Origin of the sequence: Pedobacter suwonensis (assembly GCF_007833675.1) — a bacterium.
Lineage (GTDB): Bacteria > Bacteroidota > Bacteroidia > Sphingobacteriales > Sphingobacteriaceae > Pedobacter > Pedobacter suwonensis.
In genome coordinates this window covers 4,631,105-4,650,571 of the sequence record NZ_CP031708.1, presented here as the reverse complement: position 1 = coordinate 4,650,571, position 19,467 = coordinate 4,631,105, and the positions used below count along the sequence as shown (strand labels likewise).

The following is a 19,467-nucleotide window of genomic DNA, read 5'->3' as shown; positions in this document are numbered from 1 at the left end:
CTACCTTAAACATCATTTTACCGACATTTTCATCAATGTATTCAAAAATTCATTCCCTATTCATTTAAAGCTCCTTACATTCGCAATATGGAAACAAAAAAAGCCATTATCAGTGTTAAAGACCTGGTAAAAAAATATGATGATTTTGTAGCCGTTCAAGGGCTTAGTTTCGAGGTTTACGAGCATGAAATTTTCGGACTGCTTGGTCCTAATGGTGCCGGAAAAACCACAACCCTCGAAATTATCGAAACATTGAGAGACAAAACATCTGGTGAAATTATTATTGATGGTTTTTCTGTTGACAAACATCCACAGGATATCAAACAGATTATTGGTGTACAGCTACAGGCAGCCGGTTATTATCCGAATCTAAATCTGATCGAACTCGTTGAACTTTTTGCCGGTTTATACGGTGCCAACATTAAACCCATGGAGATGTTGGAAAAAGTAAACCTTCAGGATAAGGCAAAAGCCAAATACAAAGCACTTTCAGGTGGGCAAAAACAACGCTTCTCAATAGCTACGACCCTAATCAACCAACCAAAAATTATTTTTCTGGATGAGCCCACAACAGGTTTAGATCCACAGGCACGCAGGAATCTTTGGGACCTAATTACAGAAATCCGGAATGCAGGTACAACGGTTGTTATTACCACACACTACATGGATGAGGCTGAACAGCTTTGCGACCGAGTTGCCTTTGTGGAACGCGGACAGATTATTGCGCTGGACACGCCTGATAACTTGATAGATAATTTAGTAAATAGTGGTTTTGAACGTAAAAAAGAGGTTAAAAAGGCTAATCTGGAAGATGTATTTATTCATCTTACAGGTCAGGAATGGCGTGAATAGCCCACTATCCCAAAAAGGGGAACTTGAAACCTAATGTACTTCATACATTTTTTAAATAAAATCCAGCGAAACCAATATGCAAACAGATATACACAAAAAAAAATCAAACTCTCCTTCAGGGGCTGGGGGGTACAATAATCTTACAGCAACTCTTGCCCTTGCCAAAGCAAGTTTCCGTTCTATTATGCGGAGCCCCTCTGCGGTGGTTTTTACCCTGGCTTTTCCCCTGATATTCATACTTGTTTTTGGATTCTTAGGTGGCGGCGGAACCCGTATCGATGTTGGAGTAACGCCAGGTTCGGATGTAAACAACCCGGTAATGGGTATGCTGGAAAAAACAGGCATGATCCGTTTGGTAAAAGATAAATCAAAAACCGAGTTCGATAAGTTACTGGAAAAAGGGAATGTTGATGCGATGATTGATGTACATAGAAAAGTAAATACCGCCGCCTATTCGGTTAATGTGGTTTATACTTCGGCATCGAGAGATAAAGGCGGGATTTTAAAATCAGTTTTAAATAACATCTTTTACGATAAAACCTTAAAACCAACTGTTGCAGAAATTATAGAAAGTACCATTACAGGTCGAGAGTATAAAACGATAGATTTTATCCTTCCCGGCCAATTGGGTTTTTCGCTATTAAGCACGGGCGTTTTCGGAACGGCATTCGTATTTTTAAGTCTGCGCCAAACCTTAGTAATCAAACGCTTTTTTGCTACTCCTGTGAGGCGATCGAGCATTGTTATCGGCGAAGGCATTGCGCGTATCGGCTTTGCCTTGATCGGCGCCTTATTTATCATTTTAATTGGCCATTTCTTTTTTGGCTTCACACTCGTCCACGGAGCGCTTACGGTCATCAACATGCTTATACTGGCCACCCTTGGGGTCATCGTTTTTATGGGCTTTGGTTTTATTATTTCAGGCATCGCCAAAAGCGAAAGCATGGTACCTCCAATATCAAATATCATTACCTTGCCACAGTTTTTACTATCGGGTACATTCTTTTCTATCGAGGCTTTCCCGGGTTGGCTACAGCCAATCAGCAGGGCGTTACCGCTTACCTATTTAAATGATGCCATGCGTAAAGTGGCTTTCGAAGGTTTAGGATTATGGGATGTTAAGTTTCAGATTATGATTCTATTGCTTTGGGGAATTGGTATTTACGCCGTCGCGGTAAAAGTATTTAAGTGGGAATAAGACAGCCTGAAAGCATTTTGAAATGATAACACATTGTTATCATTTTTTTTGAAAGAAAATTTTTAATATCGGATAATTTAATTTTTAATATCATCCGATATTATTACCTTTGGGCATGTGGGATTTTGATTTAAGCGATTTAGTAGAGCTATTACCGCAAATAGAAAGGTTATATGAGAAAAAGGCCAAGTTAGAAACTTCAAGGCCTTTGCCTAATAGCGCCCTGCACCGCATTAAAGAAGACCTCACCCTCGAGTGGACGTATAACTCCAATAGCATAGAGGGAAATACTTTAAGCCTGAAAGAAACCCAGATGGTTTTACAGGAGGGTATAACGGTTAAAGGCAAATCGTTACGGGAACATTTCGAAGCTTATAACCACGAAAAAGCTATCGATTACCTGTACACTTTGGTTAATAAAGATTACACCCTCAGAAGCATTGACATTTTATCGCTTCATGGCCTGGTACTCAGAAGTATTGAGGATGATTACGCAGGTCGTTTAAGAAATGGCGGTGTGCGCATTGTAGGTGCAAATTTTACACCACCCAATGCCAATAAGGTTTCTGATTTATTAGATCAATTGATCACTTTCATCAACGATAACCCATTGGGCTTAAATGATATCTTGTTAGCTAGTATTTTTCATCATAAACTTGTTTGGATACATCCTTTTTTTGATGGGAATGGGCGTACCGTTAGGCTTGCCATGAATTTACTACTTATGCGAAGAGGCTTCCCCCCTGCTATCATCCTCAAAAACGATAGAAAGAAATACTACGAAGCGCTTAACCAGGCAAACAAGGGCACTTACCATAAACTTTGTTTATTGATGTTGCAAGCCCTAGAACGCTCATTAAATATCTATATAAATGCATTGCCAGGAAACCATTATGGTGATTATGAACCCATCTCCAATATCGTTTCAGAACCTGATGTTCCTTATGGCCAGGAGTATGTGAGCCTACTGGCCAGGCAAGGAAAAATAGATGCTTATAAAGAGGGTAGAGATTGGCTTACCACTAAAGCTGCAGTACAAAGCTATATCAAAACGAGGAAAAGAAAACGTTAACCTTTTTTAACTTTTTGGTAGAGGATATTGGCGTAATTTTACCCAAAAATAGTTAATGAAAAGTCTGTTCATCTTTTGTGGTATTTTGCTTCTTTTCAGTAGTTCACAAGCTCAATTTAAGTTTCTGGCAAACAACAGTTCTGACCAATACAAGGCCAAAATTTTTGTTGAGAAATGTGAAGGAAATGCTTGTAGTGGAAAAGCCACAATTATTATTTATGAAAAAGTTACAGACAGGGAAACAGATATTTTTCACTCTGAAGACCTGGACTTCGGCTTAATAGCAACTCAAAATGCCAAACTTGGATGGCTCGAACTTGGCAAATACCAAACGCCTTTAATTTTCGGCGATTTTAATTTTGACGGGCTTGAAGATCTTGCCATCAGAAACGGTAGTAATGGCGCTTATGGCAGCCCATCATACGACGTTTATTTATCATCAAAAGAAAATAAATTTTTAAAAAGCGAGGAACTGACCAAACTGGCCAGCGAAAACCTTGGCATGTTTGATTTTGACAAAAAAAGAAAACAAATTGCTACCCATCAAAAAGATGGTTGTTGCTTTGATAAAACCGTAAACTATAAATTTAACGCTAAGAACATACTTTACGAAGACTCATCAGTTATTGAAGACTCCAGCATTGCCGATATCGTGACGGTAATTACTCAAAAAAATGTTGATGGAAAAATAAAAAGAACGGTGCAAAAATTTAAGATGAAAGATTATTATAATCAATAAGTTACCTTATTTTTAACATCAGTTTAAAATTAATAGCTTACCTTAATAAACAATGCACTAAAAATGTAAAACTAACTGGAGTTGTCATGCTGATCCGATAGCTCGGATTTATTTCAGAGTCTATTGCAGGAAAGATGCTGACCACGAAGTAGTTACAAGGCAATTGAAAATAATATTTCTTCCTTGTAAAATAAATTCAGCATGACGATCGCTTGTATAACTGAAATAGTTTACAGTGCTGCTTTTACTAAAAATGGCAATATTTCTTTCTGGAAACTCACAAAATTCTTACGTACATCAGAATCGCTAACTGAGGTAAAGGCAAATGAAAATACAATACTTTTACTTGCTTTAAGCAAAAATGCCAGTCCTTCTCTTCTTGCCGGATTGTTTTTAAAGTTATCCAGTTGCAGGTAAGCAGCCAACAATAAAGCCTCTAACTGGTCTGATAGATGTTTCAAAAACTCTTGCGAATTTGCATTTTCACGAACAAAATCCCAGCCGATAAACTCATTACAGGCAGTAAATGATAAACGGCTCGTTTTCATTACCAATGCTTTTAGGTGTTCCTCTTCTGAAGCATAACTTACCTTATTGTTTAATATCTCATAAAGGTTCTGGTCCAGGTAATCCATCAGAATGCTATCCAAAACCTGTTCTTTACTCTCAAAATATTTGTAAATGGTTGCTTTGGCTATGCGGGCCTTTTTTGCAATTTCATTTACACTGGTTTTATGGTAACCGTATTTTCGAAATAATTCTTTGGCAGCTTTTTTTACTGTTTCTTTTATTTTTTCAGCTTCCATCTTAATTGCTTACGTGTAATAATGTGTTGCCTTGCAAAGAAATATTATAAGCTTTCAGGCTTCTTTCGGCAGGCGCTTTTTGTGGACTACCATCAAGCAGCGAAAATTTGGCGCCCGAACAAGGATCGGTAGCCGTTACACCGCTATCGTCAGGTGTTACTTTGCAAATCTTTTCCGGGTTTACCGTGCTGCATCGATCAAAGGCAACATATCCACCTAGCGGCGTTTTTACAATCAGCAATCCACCCACTCCATTGTTTGAAACAACCAAGACATTGTTTACTGCCTTTAAGCTAAATTCCGTTATCGTTACGTTATAGTTTACAGGTACCTCAGGAATAAAACCCTGGTTTTTACCACAACCCGTAACCATAAGGAGTACAAACAATATGCTATATAGATATTTCGTCATTAAATTAAAGCAGATTTAAATTGCTTTAAGAAACGTGCATCATTTTCAGAAAATAAACGCAAGTCTTTAATTTCATACTTTAGATTGGCAATACGTTCAATCCCCATTCCAAATGCAAAACCACTATATTTTTTTGAGTCGATACCGCAGTTTTCCAACACATTCGGATCTACCATGCCACAGCCTAAAATTTCTACCCAACCACTGTATTTACAAAGCTGGCAACCGGAGCCTTTACAAATGGTACAAGAAATATCCATCTCTGCAGATGGTTCGGTAAAAGGGAAGTATGATGGACGGAAGCGCACCTTTGTACCCTCTCCATATAATTCCTGCACAAAATAAAACAAAGTCTGCTTTAAATCTGCAAATGAAACATTTTCATCCACATATAAACCTTCTATCTGGTGGAAAAAGCAGTGTGCACGGGCAGAAATGGCTTCGTTTCGGTAAACACGGCCTGGCATAATTGCCCTGAATGGAGGCTGGCCTTGTTCCATCATGCGCACTTGTACCGAAGAAGTATGTGTACGTAAAGCGATATCGCCTTTCTCACCTCCCTTTTTAATAAAGAAAGTATCTTGCATATCTCTTGCAGGATGCTCTTCAGGAAAGTTCAGGGCCGAGAAATTATGCCAATCATCTTCAATTTCGGGCCCTTCTGCTACAGTGAAACCTAGTTTGGCAAAAATCTCCACAATTTCTCTACGCACCAGAGCCAGAGGATGGCGCGAACCGATCTCGAAACCTTCGCCAGGCAAAGTTAAATCCAATTGCGTACTTTCGCTGTTAGCATCATTACTTTCGGTTGCTTCTTTTAGTGTAATGTATTTTGATTCGGCTAGTTGTTTAAATTCATTTAAAACCTTGCCCAACGATCTTTTTTCTTCAACAGAAACAGATTTGAATTCGTCGAAAATCTCCTTAATGATGCCTTTGCTTCCTAAATATTTAATGCGGAACTGCTCTAACTCGTCTGCCTTTTCAGTTACGAAAGCATTAATTTTCTCGGTATACTGTGCTATTTTGTCCTGTAACATGGCATCAAATATACAGCAAATTATCCAATAATTTTAAGCTTGTCCGGTTCAAATAATCTGTTTACAATGGCATTATAAAAGAAAATGAACCCATAAACAACAAAAGCCGCTTACAGCGGCTTTTGTTGTTTATATAAATTTATGGATTTTTAATTACCCCTAATTCTTTCCCAACTTTAGTAAATGCGGCAATGGCTTTATCTAGGTGGTGTTGCTCGTGCCCGGCAGATAATTGTACACGGATTCTGGCTTTCCCCTGAGGCACAACCGGATAAAAGAACCCGATTACATAAATTCCTTCTGCTAACATTTTAGCAGCAAACTGTTGTGCAATTTTAGCATCATACAACATTACCGGAACAATTGGATGGAAACCAGGTTTAATATCAAAACCTGCTTCTGTCATTTTTTCACGGAAATATTTGGTGTTTTTTTCTAATTTATCCCTTAATGATGTGGTTTCGCTCAGCATATCTAATACCGCTATAGATGCTCCTGCAATTGCCGGTGCCAAAGTATTAGAGAACAAATACGGACGTGAACGCTGGCGTAACATATCAATAATTTCTTTCTTGCCTGAAGTAAAACCACCCGATGCACCGCCTAAAGCCTTACCCAATGTACCGGTAATGATATCGATACGGTCCATTACATTAAAATGCTCATGAGTTCCGCGACCGTTCTTACCAATAAAACCAGTACAGTGCGATTCATCGATCATAATCAATGCCTCGTATTTATCAGCCAAATCTGCAATTTTATCCAGTGGTGCTACAGAACCGTCCATAGAGAAAGCGCCATCAGTTACAATAATCCTGTGCCTGCAATCTTTGGCCGCGATTAACTGTTTTTCCAAATCCTCCATATCGGCATTTTTATAACGGAAACGTTGTGCTTTACACAACCTTACCCCATCTATAATTGACGCATGATTTAACTCATCAGAAATAATAGCGTCTTCAGCATTAAACAATGGCTCAAAAACCCCTCCGTTTGCATCAAAAGCAGCAGCATACAAAATAGTGTCCTCAGTGCCTAAAAATTTAGAGATCTTTGCTTCAAGTTCTTTGTGCACATCTTGTGTACCACAGATAAAACGAACTGAAGACATTCCATAGCCATGATCGTCGATTGCTTTTTTAGCTGCTTCAATCACTTTGGGATGAGAAGAAAGGCCTAAATAATTATTAGCACAAAAGTTAACCACTTCAGTACCACCGCTTACTTTAATGTCGGCACCCTGAGGGGTGATGATGATACGTTCACGTTTAAATAATCCAGCGTTTTCGATTTCTTCAAGTTCCTTTTGGAGAACAGGTTGTAATGTTTTGTACATGGCCTTTTTTTAATGGTTGATTTGGCACCAAAGTTATAAAAAAAAGTCTTTTCCGACCTAAAAGGGCAATTTTATCCCAACATTTAGAATACAAATATTTGACTGATCAGCTCAGCATTTCTATGACGAATCTTTAAACAACATCTATCTTGATTATTTTTTTTTCGATCTTAACAAACTTTAACACTCACCTATGTGTATAGTGTTAAAGTTATTCGATATTTATAGCTTACTAACCCAACATATGATAAGAATTTTATCGCTCCTGTTTTTTTGCGGATTTACCAATATTATTTTAGCTCAGCAATCTACCATCACCGGAATGGTTAAAGATAATAGCGGCCAACCTATTCCTTTTGCAACTGTTTATTTAAAAAATACCACCAAAGGAACATCAGCAAATGTTGATGGAAAATATGCGTTAAAACTCAAAAATGGCCAATACACTTTAAGTTTTAGGGCTGTTGGCTATAAACAACAAGATCATATTGTCAATTTATCTGCAGATCAATCGCTCAACGTTATCTTAACCTCAGAAAGTTATACGCTAGAAAACGTGAATATCACGGTCAGTGCTGAAGATCCGGCCTATGCCATTATCCGCAAAGCCATTAAGGAACGAAAAGCACACTTGAATGAAGTTAAAGCGTTTAGCTGTGACGTATACATTAAAGGAGTGCAAAGGTTAAAAGGTGCACCTAAAAAATTCTTCGGTCAGGATATACAGAAAATTTTGGAACTTGACACTAACCGGAGGGGTATTATTTACCTTTCAGAATCACAGAGCAAATTTAATTTCAAACGGCCCAATGAGGTACACGAAGAAATGATTTCATCAAAAGTTGCCGGCCGAAACAATACATTCAGTTTTAATAAGGCATCCGATCTGATCATCGATTTTTACGACAATTACCTGCTTGAAAACAAATTGAGTACGAGAGGATACATTTCACCTATCGCAGATAATGCCCTTTTTTATTATAAATATAAATTATTAGGGGAAAGCAATGAAAACGGGGAAACTATCCATAAAATAGAGGTGATTCCACGTCGCGAGAACGACCCTGTTTTCAGGGGAATTATTTATATTATCGATAATAGCTGGAGAATTTACAATACCGATGTTTACCTCACCAAAAAAGCAGGCATCAATTTCATTGATACGCTGCACATCAGCCAGCAGTTTACCAAGGTTAATGAAGCGTATATGCCTACTGCCATTAACTTTAAATTTGGCGGTAATGTGCTGGGATTTAAAATAGACGGTTATTATGTTGGTATTTACAGCAATTATAACCTTGATCCTAAATTCCCAAAACACTTTTTTAATGGGGAGATCTTAAAAGTTACCGAAATGGTAAATAAAAAAGATTCCATTTATTGGAAAAACAACAGGCCTATCCCGCTAACGGAAGACGAAAAGATCAACTATGTCAAAAAAGATAGCATAGCGAAACTAAAAGAATCGAAAAAATATCTCGATTCTCTTGAAAGAGAAAATAACAAATTCGGAATAGGTAAGCTTTTGCTCAGGGGTGTAAGTATCAATGACCGGTATGATAAAGAGTATTGGACTTTCGACCCTGTATTAAAAGCTATATTTTACAATACAGTAGAAGGATTTGCCATAAAATATGGTGTTACCTATCGTAAGGATTTTGAGAACAGAAGATCTTATTCCATCCGACCTGAGCTGAGGTTTGGTTTCGCCAACCAAAAGCTTACCGGAAGTCTGAGCGGAAGCTATTATTACAACCCACGTAAGCGGGCCAGTGTTGGCGCATCATTCGGAAATGGGATATTCGATCTGAACAATCTGGGCTCTATGACACAGCTGGGCAATACCATTAACTCATTATTTTATGAAAAAAACTTTGCCAAATTTTACGAAAAGAGCTTTATAAATATTAATACCACCCGCGAGCTCGTCTCAGGCCTTCAGGGAAGCTTGGCCTTGGATTACAGCAGGAATAAAAACCTCACCAATAATACCAATTTCAAATTTATAGACGTTAAAGACCTCGAATTTACTTCGAACAACCCTTTCAGTCCAAATGAAGAGATACCGCTGTTCCCTACATATAATTCTTTCAGCGCAACGGCAAGTTTAACCTATACCTTCGGACAGCAGTATATCACCCGTCCGGATGGCAAGTTTTATACCGAATCGAAGTTCCCAAAAATTACATTATTATATAAAAAAGGTTTTAACGGTGTATTGAATAGCGATATTGACTACGATTTTGTGAAGCTGGAAGTTTCTCAAGACAGGATCGGGATGGGATTATGGGGCTATACCTCCTTTTTGGCCGGTGTGGGTAAATTTTTGAACAACAAAAACATGTATTATCCTGACTTTAAACATTTCGCGGGTAACATTTCCACTATTTTCCCTCCTAACATCAGAAAATTCCAGTACCTCGACTTCTATCAGTTTAGCACCAATCAACAATATTTCGAAGCCCACTTAGAACATAATTTTGCAGGTTTCTTTATGAATAAAATTCCCTTGTTGCGTAAAGCAAAACTGGAGGAATTTATTGGTGGAGGTTATTTATCGTCTCCCGAAAAAAGGAATTATAAAGAATTCTATTTCGGTATCCAACGCCTGGTATTGCGTGCCAGCTACGGCTTTGCCTATGACGGCGGACGTAAGTTGACGCAGGGATTCAGGATCGCGTACGGATTCTAATACGGAAGATGTTTTTATGTAAGATGGATGATTGCAGACAACACATTTTCCATCTTACTTTTTTATATAATTTATCTATTCAATAAAGAAGTTGCTGAGAGGGCAGTTCGCAATCCATTCTACATTTTCCATTTTACATCATAAAAAAACCTTCCTTCTTAAGCCTTCTACCTTCACCTTTTTTTACTATCTTTGCACTGCTTTAAACGCCGTTTGCAACGGTATCAACAGCGTTATGAAAAAATATCAGACACTACTTTACTATTGCTATAGCTACATAGCAGAGGCAGAGCAATTTGCAGCCGATCATCTTAAATTTTGCAAATCTTTAGGCCTTGTTGGCCGTATCATCGTGGCCGACGAAGGTTTAAATGGTACCATATCGGGCACTCCGGAAGCCTGCGAAGCTTATATGAAAGCGATACATGCTGATGAAAGGTTCGCCAAAACAGAGTTTAAAATTGACGACGTAGAAGAGCTTTCATTTTTGAAAATGCATTGCCGTTACAAATCGGAAATTGTGCATTCTGGTTTAAGGGACACGACAATTATCGATCCCAACAAACAAACCGGTAAACATTTAGAACCGGTCGATTTCATGAAAATGAAGGATGACGAGGATGTAGTAATCCTGGATGTACGTTCCAATTATGAACACAATCTTGGCAAATTTAAAAATGCGGTAACGCTCGACATAGAGAATTTCCGTGATTTTCCTGAGCAGATTAACCAGCTTGCCCAGTATAAAGACAAAAAAATACTTACTTATTGCACAGGTGGGATTAAATGCGAAAAAGCATCTGCCCTATTGTTACACCACGGCTTTAACGATGTTTATCAATTACATGGTGGTATCATCAAATATGGCAAGGAAGCTGGCGGAAAAGATTTCGAAGGTAAATGTTACGTATTCGATAACCGAATAGCAGTGGATGTGAACCAGGTTAACCCAACAGTGGTTTCAGTTTGTTATAATTGCGGAGTTACGACGCCGAAAATGATTAACTGTGCCAATCCTGAGTGTAATGAGCATATTACCCAATGCGATGCCTGTGGAGAAAAGCTTCAGGGCTGCTGCTCGGTAGCATGTACAACCAATCCGCGCAAACGCCCTTACGATGGTACAGGTTACTATGTGAAAGTTCCGCAGCCGGTAGCGGTAAAAGGGTAGAGAAAATTAATAGAAAGATCGTCATTTCGATTGGAAAGCAGTGAAATGGAGAGCGCTGTTGAGACAGATTTAGCTTCACTGAGCACTTACGTGCTTCTCGACTTCGTTGCACCCGATTTGCAAATAAAATATTTTATTTTTGTTTCATGGGCAGTCAAGAACTAGCCAGTGTAGCGGGCTGATCCTTTAGGTTTAGTGCGCTGCTTCCTTGAATTTTATATCACTTATATCGATTTAATGCAATAAATTACCCCTCGAAATGTCGGCAATTTTAGGAACTACTAAAATTTCGATCTTTTCATGCTTGAATCCTTAACATCCATCACCTCTCGCATGTTCTAACAATTTTTCTTTACTTTGTGGCATAATGGGTGTACCCAATATCACTTTATGCTAAACTACTTCAGGCTTTTACTATTATTATCCTGCGTTACTATAACCAGCGCCGCATCAGAAATTAAAAGTATTGGCGTTCCTTACATTGAAAATTATCCAAAAGCGGTTTATGCGTCAGGAAATCAGAACTGGAGCATAGCCAAAGATAAAAATGGTGTAATGTACTTTGGCAATGCGGAAGGATTGTTAACTTTCGATGGACGTTACTGGCAGAAATACCAAATGCCGAACAGACAGATTGTTAGAGCTGTAGCCACCGATAAAAGTGGAAAAATTTATACCGGTAGTTTTGGCGAATTTGGTTACTGGGCAATTAAAAACAATAAATTAAGCTACCATTCACTTACCAATCTGCTGCCGAAAGGGATAAAAATAGATGATGAGGTATGGAAAATCTATGTCGATCCGGATAGGGTAATCTTCCAGTCCTTTTCCAAAATATTTATCTATAGAAATAATAAAATAGAGGTGATAAAGTCACCGGCATCGTTTCTATTTCTGCATAAGGTAAATAACAGGTACTTTATAGAAGTGCTGGAAAAAGGCTTATTTGAACTACTCGGCAATAAGTTAGTCTATATTCCCAATAGTGACAAACTAGGCAAAGAGGGTATATTATCTATTCTTCCCTATAAACATACTGGCCTGATCATTGGAACAAGCAAACAGGGATTGTTTACTTATGATGGCAAAGATTTTAGTCCTTTAAATACTCCCGCTAATAATTACCTGAAAACCTACCAGCTCAACAATGGGGTAAGTTTGTTAGGCAAGTATTTCGCATATGGTACCATTCTTAACGGCTTGATCATAATCGATGAAAATGGAAAAATTGTGCAGCGGATCAATAAATCTAGCGGTTTGCAGAATAATACGGTTTTAAGCTTATACGCGGATAACGAACAAAATTTCTGGACAGGACTTGACAACGGAATCGACCGGATAGAACTGAATTCGCCCTTATATTTCTACTTCGATAAAACTGGTCAGTTTGGGACGGTCTATTCCAGTATTATTTTCAACAATAAAATCTACTTAGGCACTAATCAAGGGCTGTTTTACAGCGAGTGGTCGCCAGACAATCTTTTGCCTTTCAATTTCCGTTTAATTCCTAACTCGCAGGGTCAGGTTTGGGAGCTGACAGTTATCGATAATGAGCTAATTTGCGGTCATAACAGCGGTACCTTTAAAGTTTTGGGCGATAAAATAGAATGGATATCGAGGTCGACAGGTGGCTGGACCATCAAAAAACTAAATTCAAATCCAAATTACCTTGTTCAGGGAACTTATACAGGCTTATCTTTATTTACTAAATCGCCAGGTTCTGGATTAAAGTTCGCGACTAAAATAGCGGGCTTTCAAGCGCCTTCCAGATATGTTGAACAAGATAACAGAGGAGATATCTGGGTTGGACATGCCTATAAAGGTCTATTTAAATTAAGCCTTAGCCCCGATTACACCAGGGTAACGAGCACTAAATACTTCGATGAGAAAAATGGCTTACCTGGTAATTATAACATTAACATTTTCAACCTGGAGAATAAAATTGTTTTTTCGTCTGATGTCGGCTTTTATACCTATGATGAACTCAGCAACAAATTCACCAAATATGAGGCACTCAATAAAAGCCTGGGCTCATTCGAAACTTCCAACAAAATCATCCCCGCAGGCAGTAAAAAATACTGGTTTATTAATCATGGCAAAACGGCGATGGTTAACTTTAGTGAGCCGGGCAAGGTAGAAATAGATTCTAATCAATTCAGCATTTTGGATGGCCGGATGGTGCAATACTATGAAAATATCAGTCGCATCAGTAACTCCATTTATCTCATCAGTGTTGATGACGGTTTTGTAATCTATAACCCTACTGAACAGCTCAACCAGGAAAAGAAAAAACTACCCTCTGTTTTAATCAGACGGGTAGAAGATATTACTGACAAATTCTCACTAATCAGTGAAGGTGGAAATAGCAACGAAGAAGCAGAAATCCATAATAGCAGAAACAATATCCGCATCTCTTATGCGCTTCCTTATTACAGACAAGCTAAAGTGAAATATCAGTTTTATCTGGAAGGCTATTCACACAGCTGGTCTGACTGGTCTTCGGCTACGCAAAAAGATTTCACCAATTTAAGCGCAGGCACTTATACTTTTAAAGTGAGGGCAAAAGTTGACGATAATACAATTAGTAATGAAACAATTTATACATTTACCATCCTACGACCATGGTATTTGAGCAACTGGGCTATTTTATTATATACCATCCTGTTTGTGGCAGTTTTAATTTTGGGTAAAAAAATATACGAAAAGAAACTGCAGCGTGATAGTCAGAAAATTACCGATCGTTTAAAAGCAGAGCAGGAAGAAAAATTGAGGCAGGAAGCTGAAATAAGCGAAAAGCAGATTATTAAATTACAAACGGAAAAACTCCAGGCTGAACTTGCTTCGAAGAATAGGGAGTTGGCTAATTCTGCAATGACATTGGTATACAAAAACGAGTTGCTTCAAAAACTGGCTGACGACATTACCAAGTTAAAGGATGAAAATGGTAAGAAACTTTCGGAAGAGCAGACCCGTAAAATACAAAAGGTGATCAACGACGGGATGAATGATGAACGCGACTGGCACCTGTTCGAGAACAGTTTTAACGAAGCCCATGAGAGCTTCTTTAAAAAGTTAAAAGCCCAGCATCCTGATCTGGTCCCGAATGATCTAAAACTATGTGCTTATTTAAGGATGAACATGAGCAGTAAGGAAATGTCGTCGTTATTGAATATCAGTTTAAGAGGAGTTGAAATTCGCCGGTACCGTTTACGTAAAAAACTCGAGGTGCCACACGACAAAAATTTAACCGAATTTTTAATGGAACTCTAGCCTTTGGATTTCATTTTTTTAATGATCATCCATGCAAAGACAACACATCATCATTAAACGATTATTATTTTAAGAAATCGTTTTCGCGGCTTTTTACGATTTTTTAGTTCGTCAGGGACTACATCATTACCTCTCATCAAAATTTTGCAACCCCCACAAAATACTTGGTGTACTTTTTACACAAAGCAAGATGCTAACATTCCATTAAAACTAAAAAAAACTCTGTTTTTGACCTGAAATCGCGTTTGGTTTATTTGCCTTCGAAACTCCAAAGGCTATGATGATGTATTAATGTAGAGGTAAAATCACTTGCACATCTACCAAAACAACCTCACATTTAACTAACAATTAAACTAAATTTATAATAAAGCATGAAAAGAATCTTTACAAGAATTTCTGTTCTCGCTGCATTTTGTTTGCTAACAATTAACGTAGCATTAGCGCAAAACATTACTGTAAAAGGTAAGGTAATCGATGGCGGTGACAAGACCCCATTACCTGGCGTATCTATTTTGATTAAAGGCACACAAAGTGGCACCCAAACAGATGTAAATGGCAACTACTCTATTAGCGCGCCGGCCAACGCTACATTAGTATTTAACTTTGTAGGCTACACAGCAACTGAGCAAGCTGTAAACAATCAAACTACCATTAATGTATCATTGGCATCTTCTACACAGCAATTAGAACAGGTTGTGGTGGTAGGTTATGGTACACAAAGAAAAATCGATGTTACCGGGTCTGTGGGAAATGTTAAAGGAGAAGATATTTCCAAACAACCATCAGTTAACCCGGTAAGTGCATTACAAGGGAAAGTTGCAGGAGTTTCCATCACAAACGTAGGAACGCCAGGTGCATCACCAACTATCACTATTAGGGGAACAGGAACAATTTATGGTAAAACCGGCCCGTTATACGTGGTTGATGGTGTTTGGTATGATGATATTAACTTCTTAAATCCTGCAGATATCGCAAGCATCAGTATATTAAAAGATGCTTCTTCTCAATCTATTTACGGAATCAGAGCTGCAAATGGCGTCGTTTTGGTTACCACCAATAAAGGAAAACGAGGAGATGCTGTTATAAACTATAATGGAACCGTAGGTTTTCAAAAAGTAACTAACCAGGTTGAAATGGCAAATGCATCGGAATATGCTACTGCCGTAAATGAGGCTTACAGTCTATTAAATCCGCCAGTTGCTCCTTTATTCGCAAATACTAATTTAGGCGAAGGCACAAACTGGTACGATGTTATATTAAGGGATGCTTTGGTGACAAATCACCAGCTATCAGTAAGTGGTGGAACAGAAAAGTCTACCTATAACCTATCTCTCGGTTACCTAGATCAGGATGGTATTGTAAAAAACAATAACTATAAAAGGTACACTGCGAGGTTATCAAACGATTTTCAGATTTTTGAACCCTTAAAAGTCGGCTATAATGTAACCGCTACCTCTAGCAAATCTAAAGATGCTCCTTCAGGTATTTTTAGGGCATTGTATGCAGCATCTCCGGTTGTACCTGTATTTAATGCTGATGGAAGCTACGGCGATCCAAATGCATTTAACCTGGGTAACGGAAGTAACATGAACCCTCAGGCTACACTTGATTTCTTTAATCAAAATACCACAAAGTATAAAGTTACCGGTAATATTTATGCTGAATTAAAATTCCTAAAGAACTTTACCTTTAAAACAAGCTTTGGAGGTGATTTCGGACAACAGGAAGTTAGGGGATATGTACCGGTTTACAAAGCAAGTAATACCCAGCAAAATACAAACAGCAAACTGGATATAGATCGCGTTGAAAACAGAAACTGGATTATTGAAAACACGCTAACGTATGATAAAAAGTGGGCAGATCATAGCTTGACTGTTTTGTTGGGACAAACTGCTCAGCGCAATAAACTGTATGAAATCAATGCCGACGCATTAAACGTACCCTATACTTCAGAAGGAGATCTGTATCTGGCATTAGGTAATGCAGCTAGCAGAAGTATAGTAGATAGGGGCGAATTATCAACTTTTGCATCTTATTTTGCCAGGATAAATTATGGCTACAAAAACAGATATTTAATCAATGCATCTGTTAGAAGAGATGGTGCTTCACAGTTTTTTGGTTCTGATAATGTTTGGGGTAACTTCCCTTCAATCGGTGCAGGCTGGGTAATCAGCAATGAAGATTTTATGAAAGACCAAAAAATCTTCAGCAATTTAAAATTAAGAGGAAGCTGGGGTAAAGTGGGTAATGCCGGCGTACCTTTCAACCCTTCTACTCAAACGGTAGATCAATCGGCAGCCTTAATTGCCATTTTTGGTGGCATACCTTATACTGGCGCAAGCATCAGATCTTTAGTACCTCCTACACTATTCTGGGAAAGAAGTGCTGGTACCGATATAGGTCTGGAAATGGGCTTTCTGAATAACAGATTAACAGTTGAAGCTGATTATTACAACAGAAAAACGGAACAGGCTATTTTCGATATTCCTGTATTAGGAAGTTTAGGTACTGTAAATAGTTCATTAATTGCCAATCAGGCAGATATCCGTAACAGAGGTTTTGAGTTTTTAGCAACCTGGGCAGATAAAACAGCTGGTGGTTTTACTTACTCAATCAGTGGAAATGTTGGCATCAACAATAATAAAGTAATGAATGTAACATCTGGAGCAAATCCAATCTATAAAGGTGGTGCAGGTTTAACCAGCGGATATCTATCTACAAGAACGGTTAATAATCGCCCGATCGGAGAGTTTTTTGGCTATCAGGTTATAGGCGTTTTCCAAACAGATGCTGAGGCTGCCGCATGGCCAGGTTTCAAAAAAGGCGATTTTAAATACGCTGATGTCAATAATGATGGTGTAATTGATTTAAAAGACAGAGTTGTTCTAGGAAATCCAAATCCTAAATTTACCTATGGCTTAAATACAAATTTCGCCTACAAAAACTTCGATCTAACCTTGGATATTCAAGGTGTTGCAGATGTTGATGTATTTAATGCTAATCTCAGCAACCGTTTTGGTAATGAAAACTACACCAAAGATTTCTTCAATAACCGTTGGAATGGTCCAGGTACATCTAACACCTATGCGTCAGCAAATTTAGCGGGAGGCCTAAACAATGCACCAAACTCTTTCTACGTAGAAAAAGGCGATTATATCAGATTGAGAAATATTCAGCTAGGATACACACTTCCTGCAGCCATCAGTACAAAAATGAAAATGCAAAGGCTTAGAGTATTCTTAAATGCTCAAAATGCTGTTAACATATTTGGCTATAAAGGCTTCAGTCCTGAAGTGGGTGGAACGCCAACCAATGCAGGTATAGATACAAACGTTTATCCTTTGTTCGCAACTTATAATTTCGGAGTTAACGTAACTTTCTAATCGACATCAAAATGAAAAAAAATATAAATATACAGTCTTGTCTTGTGGCTACAGCCTTAGGTACAATGCTTTTTACCGCATCTTGTAAAAAAGACTTCCTTAATGTTCCGCCACAAGGCCAGCAACCATCTGTTACCTTTTGGAAAACAGGTGACGATGCTTTAAAAGGTGTAAATGCCATTTATGCCAATTTACGTAGCTGGGATAACGTGGCATTTAACGCAATTGCTATTGAAAGTACCGGATCAGATGAAGCAGACAAAGGCAGTACCCCTACCGATGCAACTTTCTTTAACCTTTTTGATCAGTTTACAGTAACTTCTACTCAGGGATCTTTATTGGGCTTTTGGACGGGTCAATATCAAAATATAAATCTTTGTAACCAGGTGTTGGATAATGTACCCAACATCAATATGGACGCTACATTAAAAGCCAGATATCTTGCCGAGGCAAAATTTGTACGTGCATACTCTTACTTCAGACTAGTTAGGGCTTACGGAAACGTTCCATTAAGATTAAACGTTCCTAAAGATAATTCAGAATACAACCTTCCTCAGTCTGATAAAGCAGCTGTATATGCGCAGATAGAAAAAGACCTTACAGAGGCGGCTGCTGTGTTACCACAGTCTTATCCGGCAACTGATTTAGGTAGAGCAACAAAAGGCGCTGCATTGGGCATGAAAGCAAAAGTTGCCATGTATCAGAAAAAATGGGCTGATGTACTGGCGCTAACCAATCAGGTAATGACTTTGGGATACGATCTGTTTCCTGATTATGAAAAAGGATTTAGGGAAGCAAATGAAAACAGTGTAGAATCTTTATTTGAAGTACAAGCTTCATTAATTCAAGGCAACGCTGCTGCCTCTAACTCACAATACAGTCAGGTGCAAGGAGTAGCAGGCGTTATGGGATGGGGTTTTAATACACCATCTGCAGAATTGGAGGCAGCGTATGAAACCGGAGACCCAAGAAAAGACGCTACTATTCTGTTCAGAGGAGAAACTACTCCACAGGGCGACCTTGTTCCTACATCTGTACCGAATCCTCGTTACAATCAAAAATCTTATGTTCCGTTTAATACAAGAATATCAGGATTTAATGAAGGTGCGCAACAAAATATAAGGGTATTAAGATTTGCTGATATACTACTTATGAATGCGGAAGCTGCTAACGAACTCGGAAATCCTACGCAGGCGCTCACCTCGTTAAACAGGGTGCGCAAACGTGCCAGAGGATCAAATCCGGCAATTTTACCTGATGTGACTACAACAGACCAATCTGCATTAAGAACAGCTATCTGGAAAGAAAGACAGGTTGAACTTGCGATGGAAAACGATCGTTATTTCGATGTAATCAGACAAGGAAGAGCATTAACCGTATTTGGTCCTAAAGGATGGAAAGCCAATAAAAATGAAGTTTGGCCAATTCCACAAACTGAAATTGATTTAAGTGGAGGTTTGCTTAAGCAAAATCCTGGTTACTAAAACATAATTTTA

At 38.4% G+C, this 19,467-nt stretch carries 13 protein-coding genes; 9 read left to right on the top strand and 4 right to left on the bottom strand.

Translation table 11 applies throughout. The features are described from left to right. Nucleotides 1–87 precede the first annotated feature (87 nt). The 4 genes from DV942_RS19225 (at nt 88) to DV942_RS19210 (ending at nt 3,861) form a co-directional block, all read left to right on the top strand. Nucleotides 88–852 (top strand): ABC transporter ATP-binding protein, encoded by a 765-nt coding sequence (locus DV942_RS19225; protein WP_145860251.1) that lies wholly within the window; start codon nt 88–90, stop codon nt 850–852. A gap of 76 nt (nt 853–928) precedes the next feature. After that, on the top strand, nt 929–2,050 hold the full coding sequence (locus DV942_RS19220; protein ID WP_186462347.1) for an ABC transporter permease: 1,122 nt from the start codon (nt 929–931) through the stop codon (nt 2,048–2,050). 115 nt (nt 2,051–2,165) lie between these two features. After that, on the top strand, nt 2,166–3,122 hold the full coding sequence (locus DV942_RS19215) for a Fic family protein (RefSeq protein ID WP_145860249.1): 957 nt from the start codon (nt 2,166–2,168) through the stop codon (nt 3,120–3,122). Between the two features lie 55 nt (nt 3,123–3,177). Further along, nucleotides 3,178–3,861 carry an XAC2610-related protein gene (locus tag DV942_RS19210; RefSeq protein ID WP_145860247.1) on the top strand — a complete coding sequence of 228 codons (684 nt, stop codon included), beginning with the start codon at nt 3,178–3,180 and terminating at the stop codon, nt 3,859–3,861. 230 nt (nt 3,862–4,091) lie between these two features. On the opposite strand, the gene DV942_RS19205 is transcribed toward DV942_RS19210, so the two are convergent. The 4 genes from DV942_RS19205 to kbl form a co-directional block, all read right to left on the bottom strand. Further along, the gene (locus DV942_RS19205) at nt 4,092–4,667 is read right to left on the bottom strand and encodes a TetR/AcrR family transcriptional regulator (protein WP_090501759.1); all 576 of its coding nucleotides are present in this window, start codon (nt 4,665–4,667) and stop codon (nt 4,092–4,094) included. A gap of 1 nt (nt 4,668) precedes the next feature. Beyond that, entirely contained in the window at nt 4,669–5,079 is a 411-nt protein-coding gene (locus tag DV942_RS19200) for a Rieske (2Fe-2S) protein (RefSeq protein WP_145860245.1), read from the bottom strand. Beyond that, nucleotides 5,079–6,119: a phenylalanine--tRNA ligase subunit alpha gene (gene pheS, locus DV942_RS19195; RefSeq protein WP_145860243.1), complete on the bottom strand. Its 1,041-nt coding sequence runs from the start codon at nt 6,117–6,119 to the stop codon at nt 5,079–5,081. The genes DV942_RS19200 and pheS overlap by 1 nt, the downstream gene beginning before the upstream one ends. A gap of 139 nt (nt 6,120–6,258) precedes the next feature. Further along, a complete protein-coding gene (kbl, locus tag DV942_RS19190) occupies nt 6,259–7,455 on the bottom strand; it encodes a glycine C-acetyltransferase (protein ID WP_145860241.1) in 1,197 nt (398 codons plus the stop codon). A gap of 244 nt (nt 7,456–7,699) precedes the next feature. On the opposite strand from kbl, the gene DV942_RS19185 reads away from it, so the two are divergent. From DV942_RS19185 to DV942_RS19165, 5 genes are all read left to right on the top strand, one after another. Continuing rightward, the gene (locus tag DV942_RS19185; RefSeq protein WP_145860239.1) at nt 7,700–10,147 is read left to right on the top strand and encodes a DUF5686 and carboxypeptidase regulatory-like domain-containing protein; all 2,448 of its coding nucleotides are present in this window, start codon (nt 7,700–7,702) and stop codon (nt 10,145–10,147) included. Between the two features lie 235 nt (nt 10,148–10,382). Beyond that, on the top strand, nt 10,383–11,318 hold the full coding sequence (gene trhO / locus DV942_RS19180) for an oxygen-dependent tRNA uridine(34) hydroxylase TrhO (RefSeq protein WP_145860237.1): 936 nt from the start codon (nt 10,383–10,385) through the stop codon (nt 11,316–11,318). Nucleotides 11,319–11,708: 390 nt separating this feature from the next. Continuing rightward, nucleotides 11,709–14,588 (top strand): triple tyrosine motif-containing protein, encoded by a 2,880-nt coding sequence (locus tag DV942_RS19175; RefSeq protein WP_145860235.1) that lies wholly within the window; start codon nt 11,709–11,711, stop codon nt 14,586–14,588. Between the two features lie 371 nt (nt 14,589–14,959). Next, on the top strand, nt 14,960–17,971 hold the full coding sequence (locus DV942_RS19170; RefSeq protein WP_145860233.1) for a SusC/RagA family TonB-linked outer membrane protein: 3,012 nt from the start codon (nt 14,960–14,962) through the stop codon (nt 17,969–17,971). An 11-nt stretch (nt 17,972–17,982) separates the two neighbouring features. Further along, nucleotides 17,983–19,455 (top strand): RagB/SusD family nutrient uptake outer membrane protein, encoded by a 1,473-nt coding sequence (locus tag DV942_RS19165; RefSeq protein WP_244950747.1) that lies wholly within the window; start codon nt 17,983–17,985, stop codon nt 19,453–19,455. The last annotated feature ends 12 nt before the right edge of the window (nt 19,456–19,467 follow it).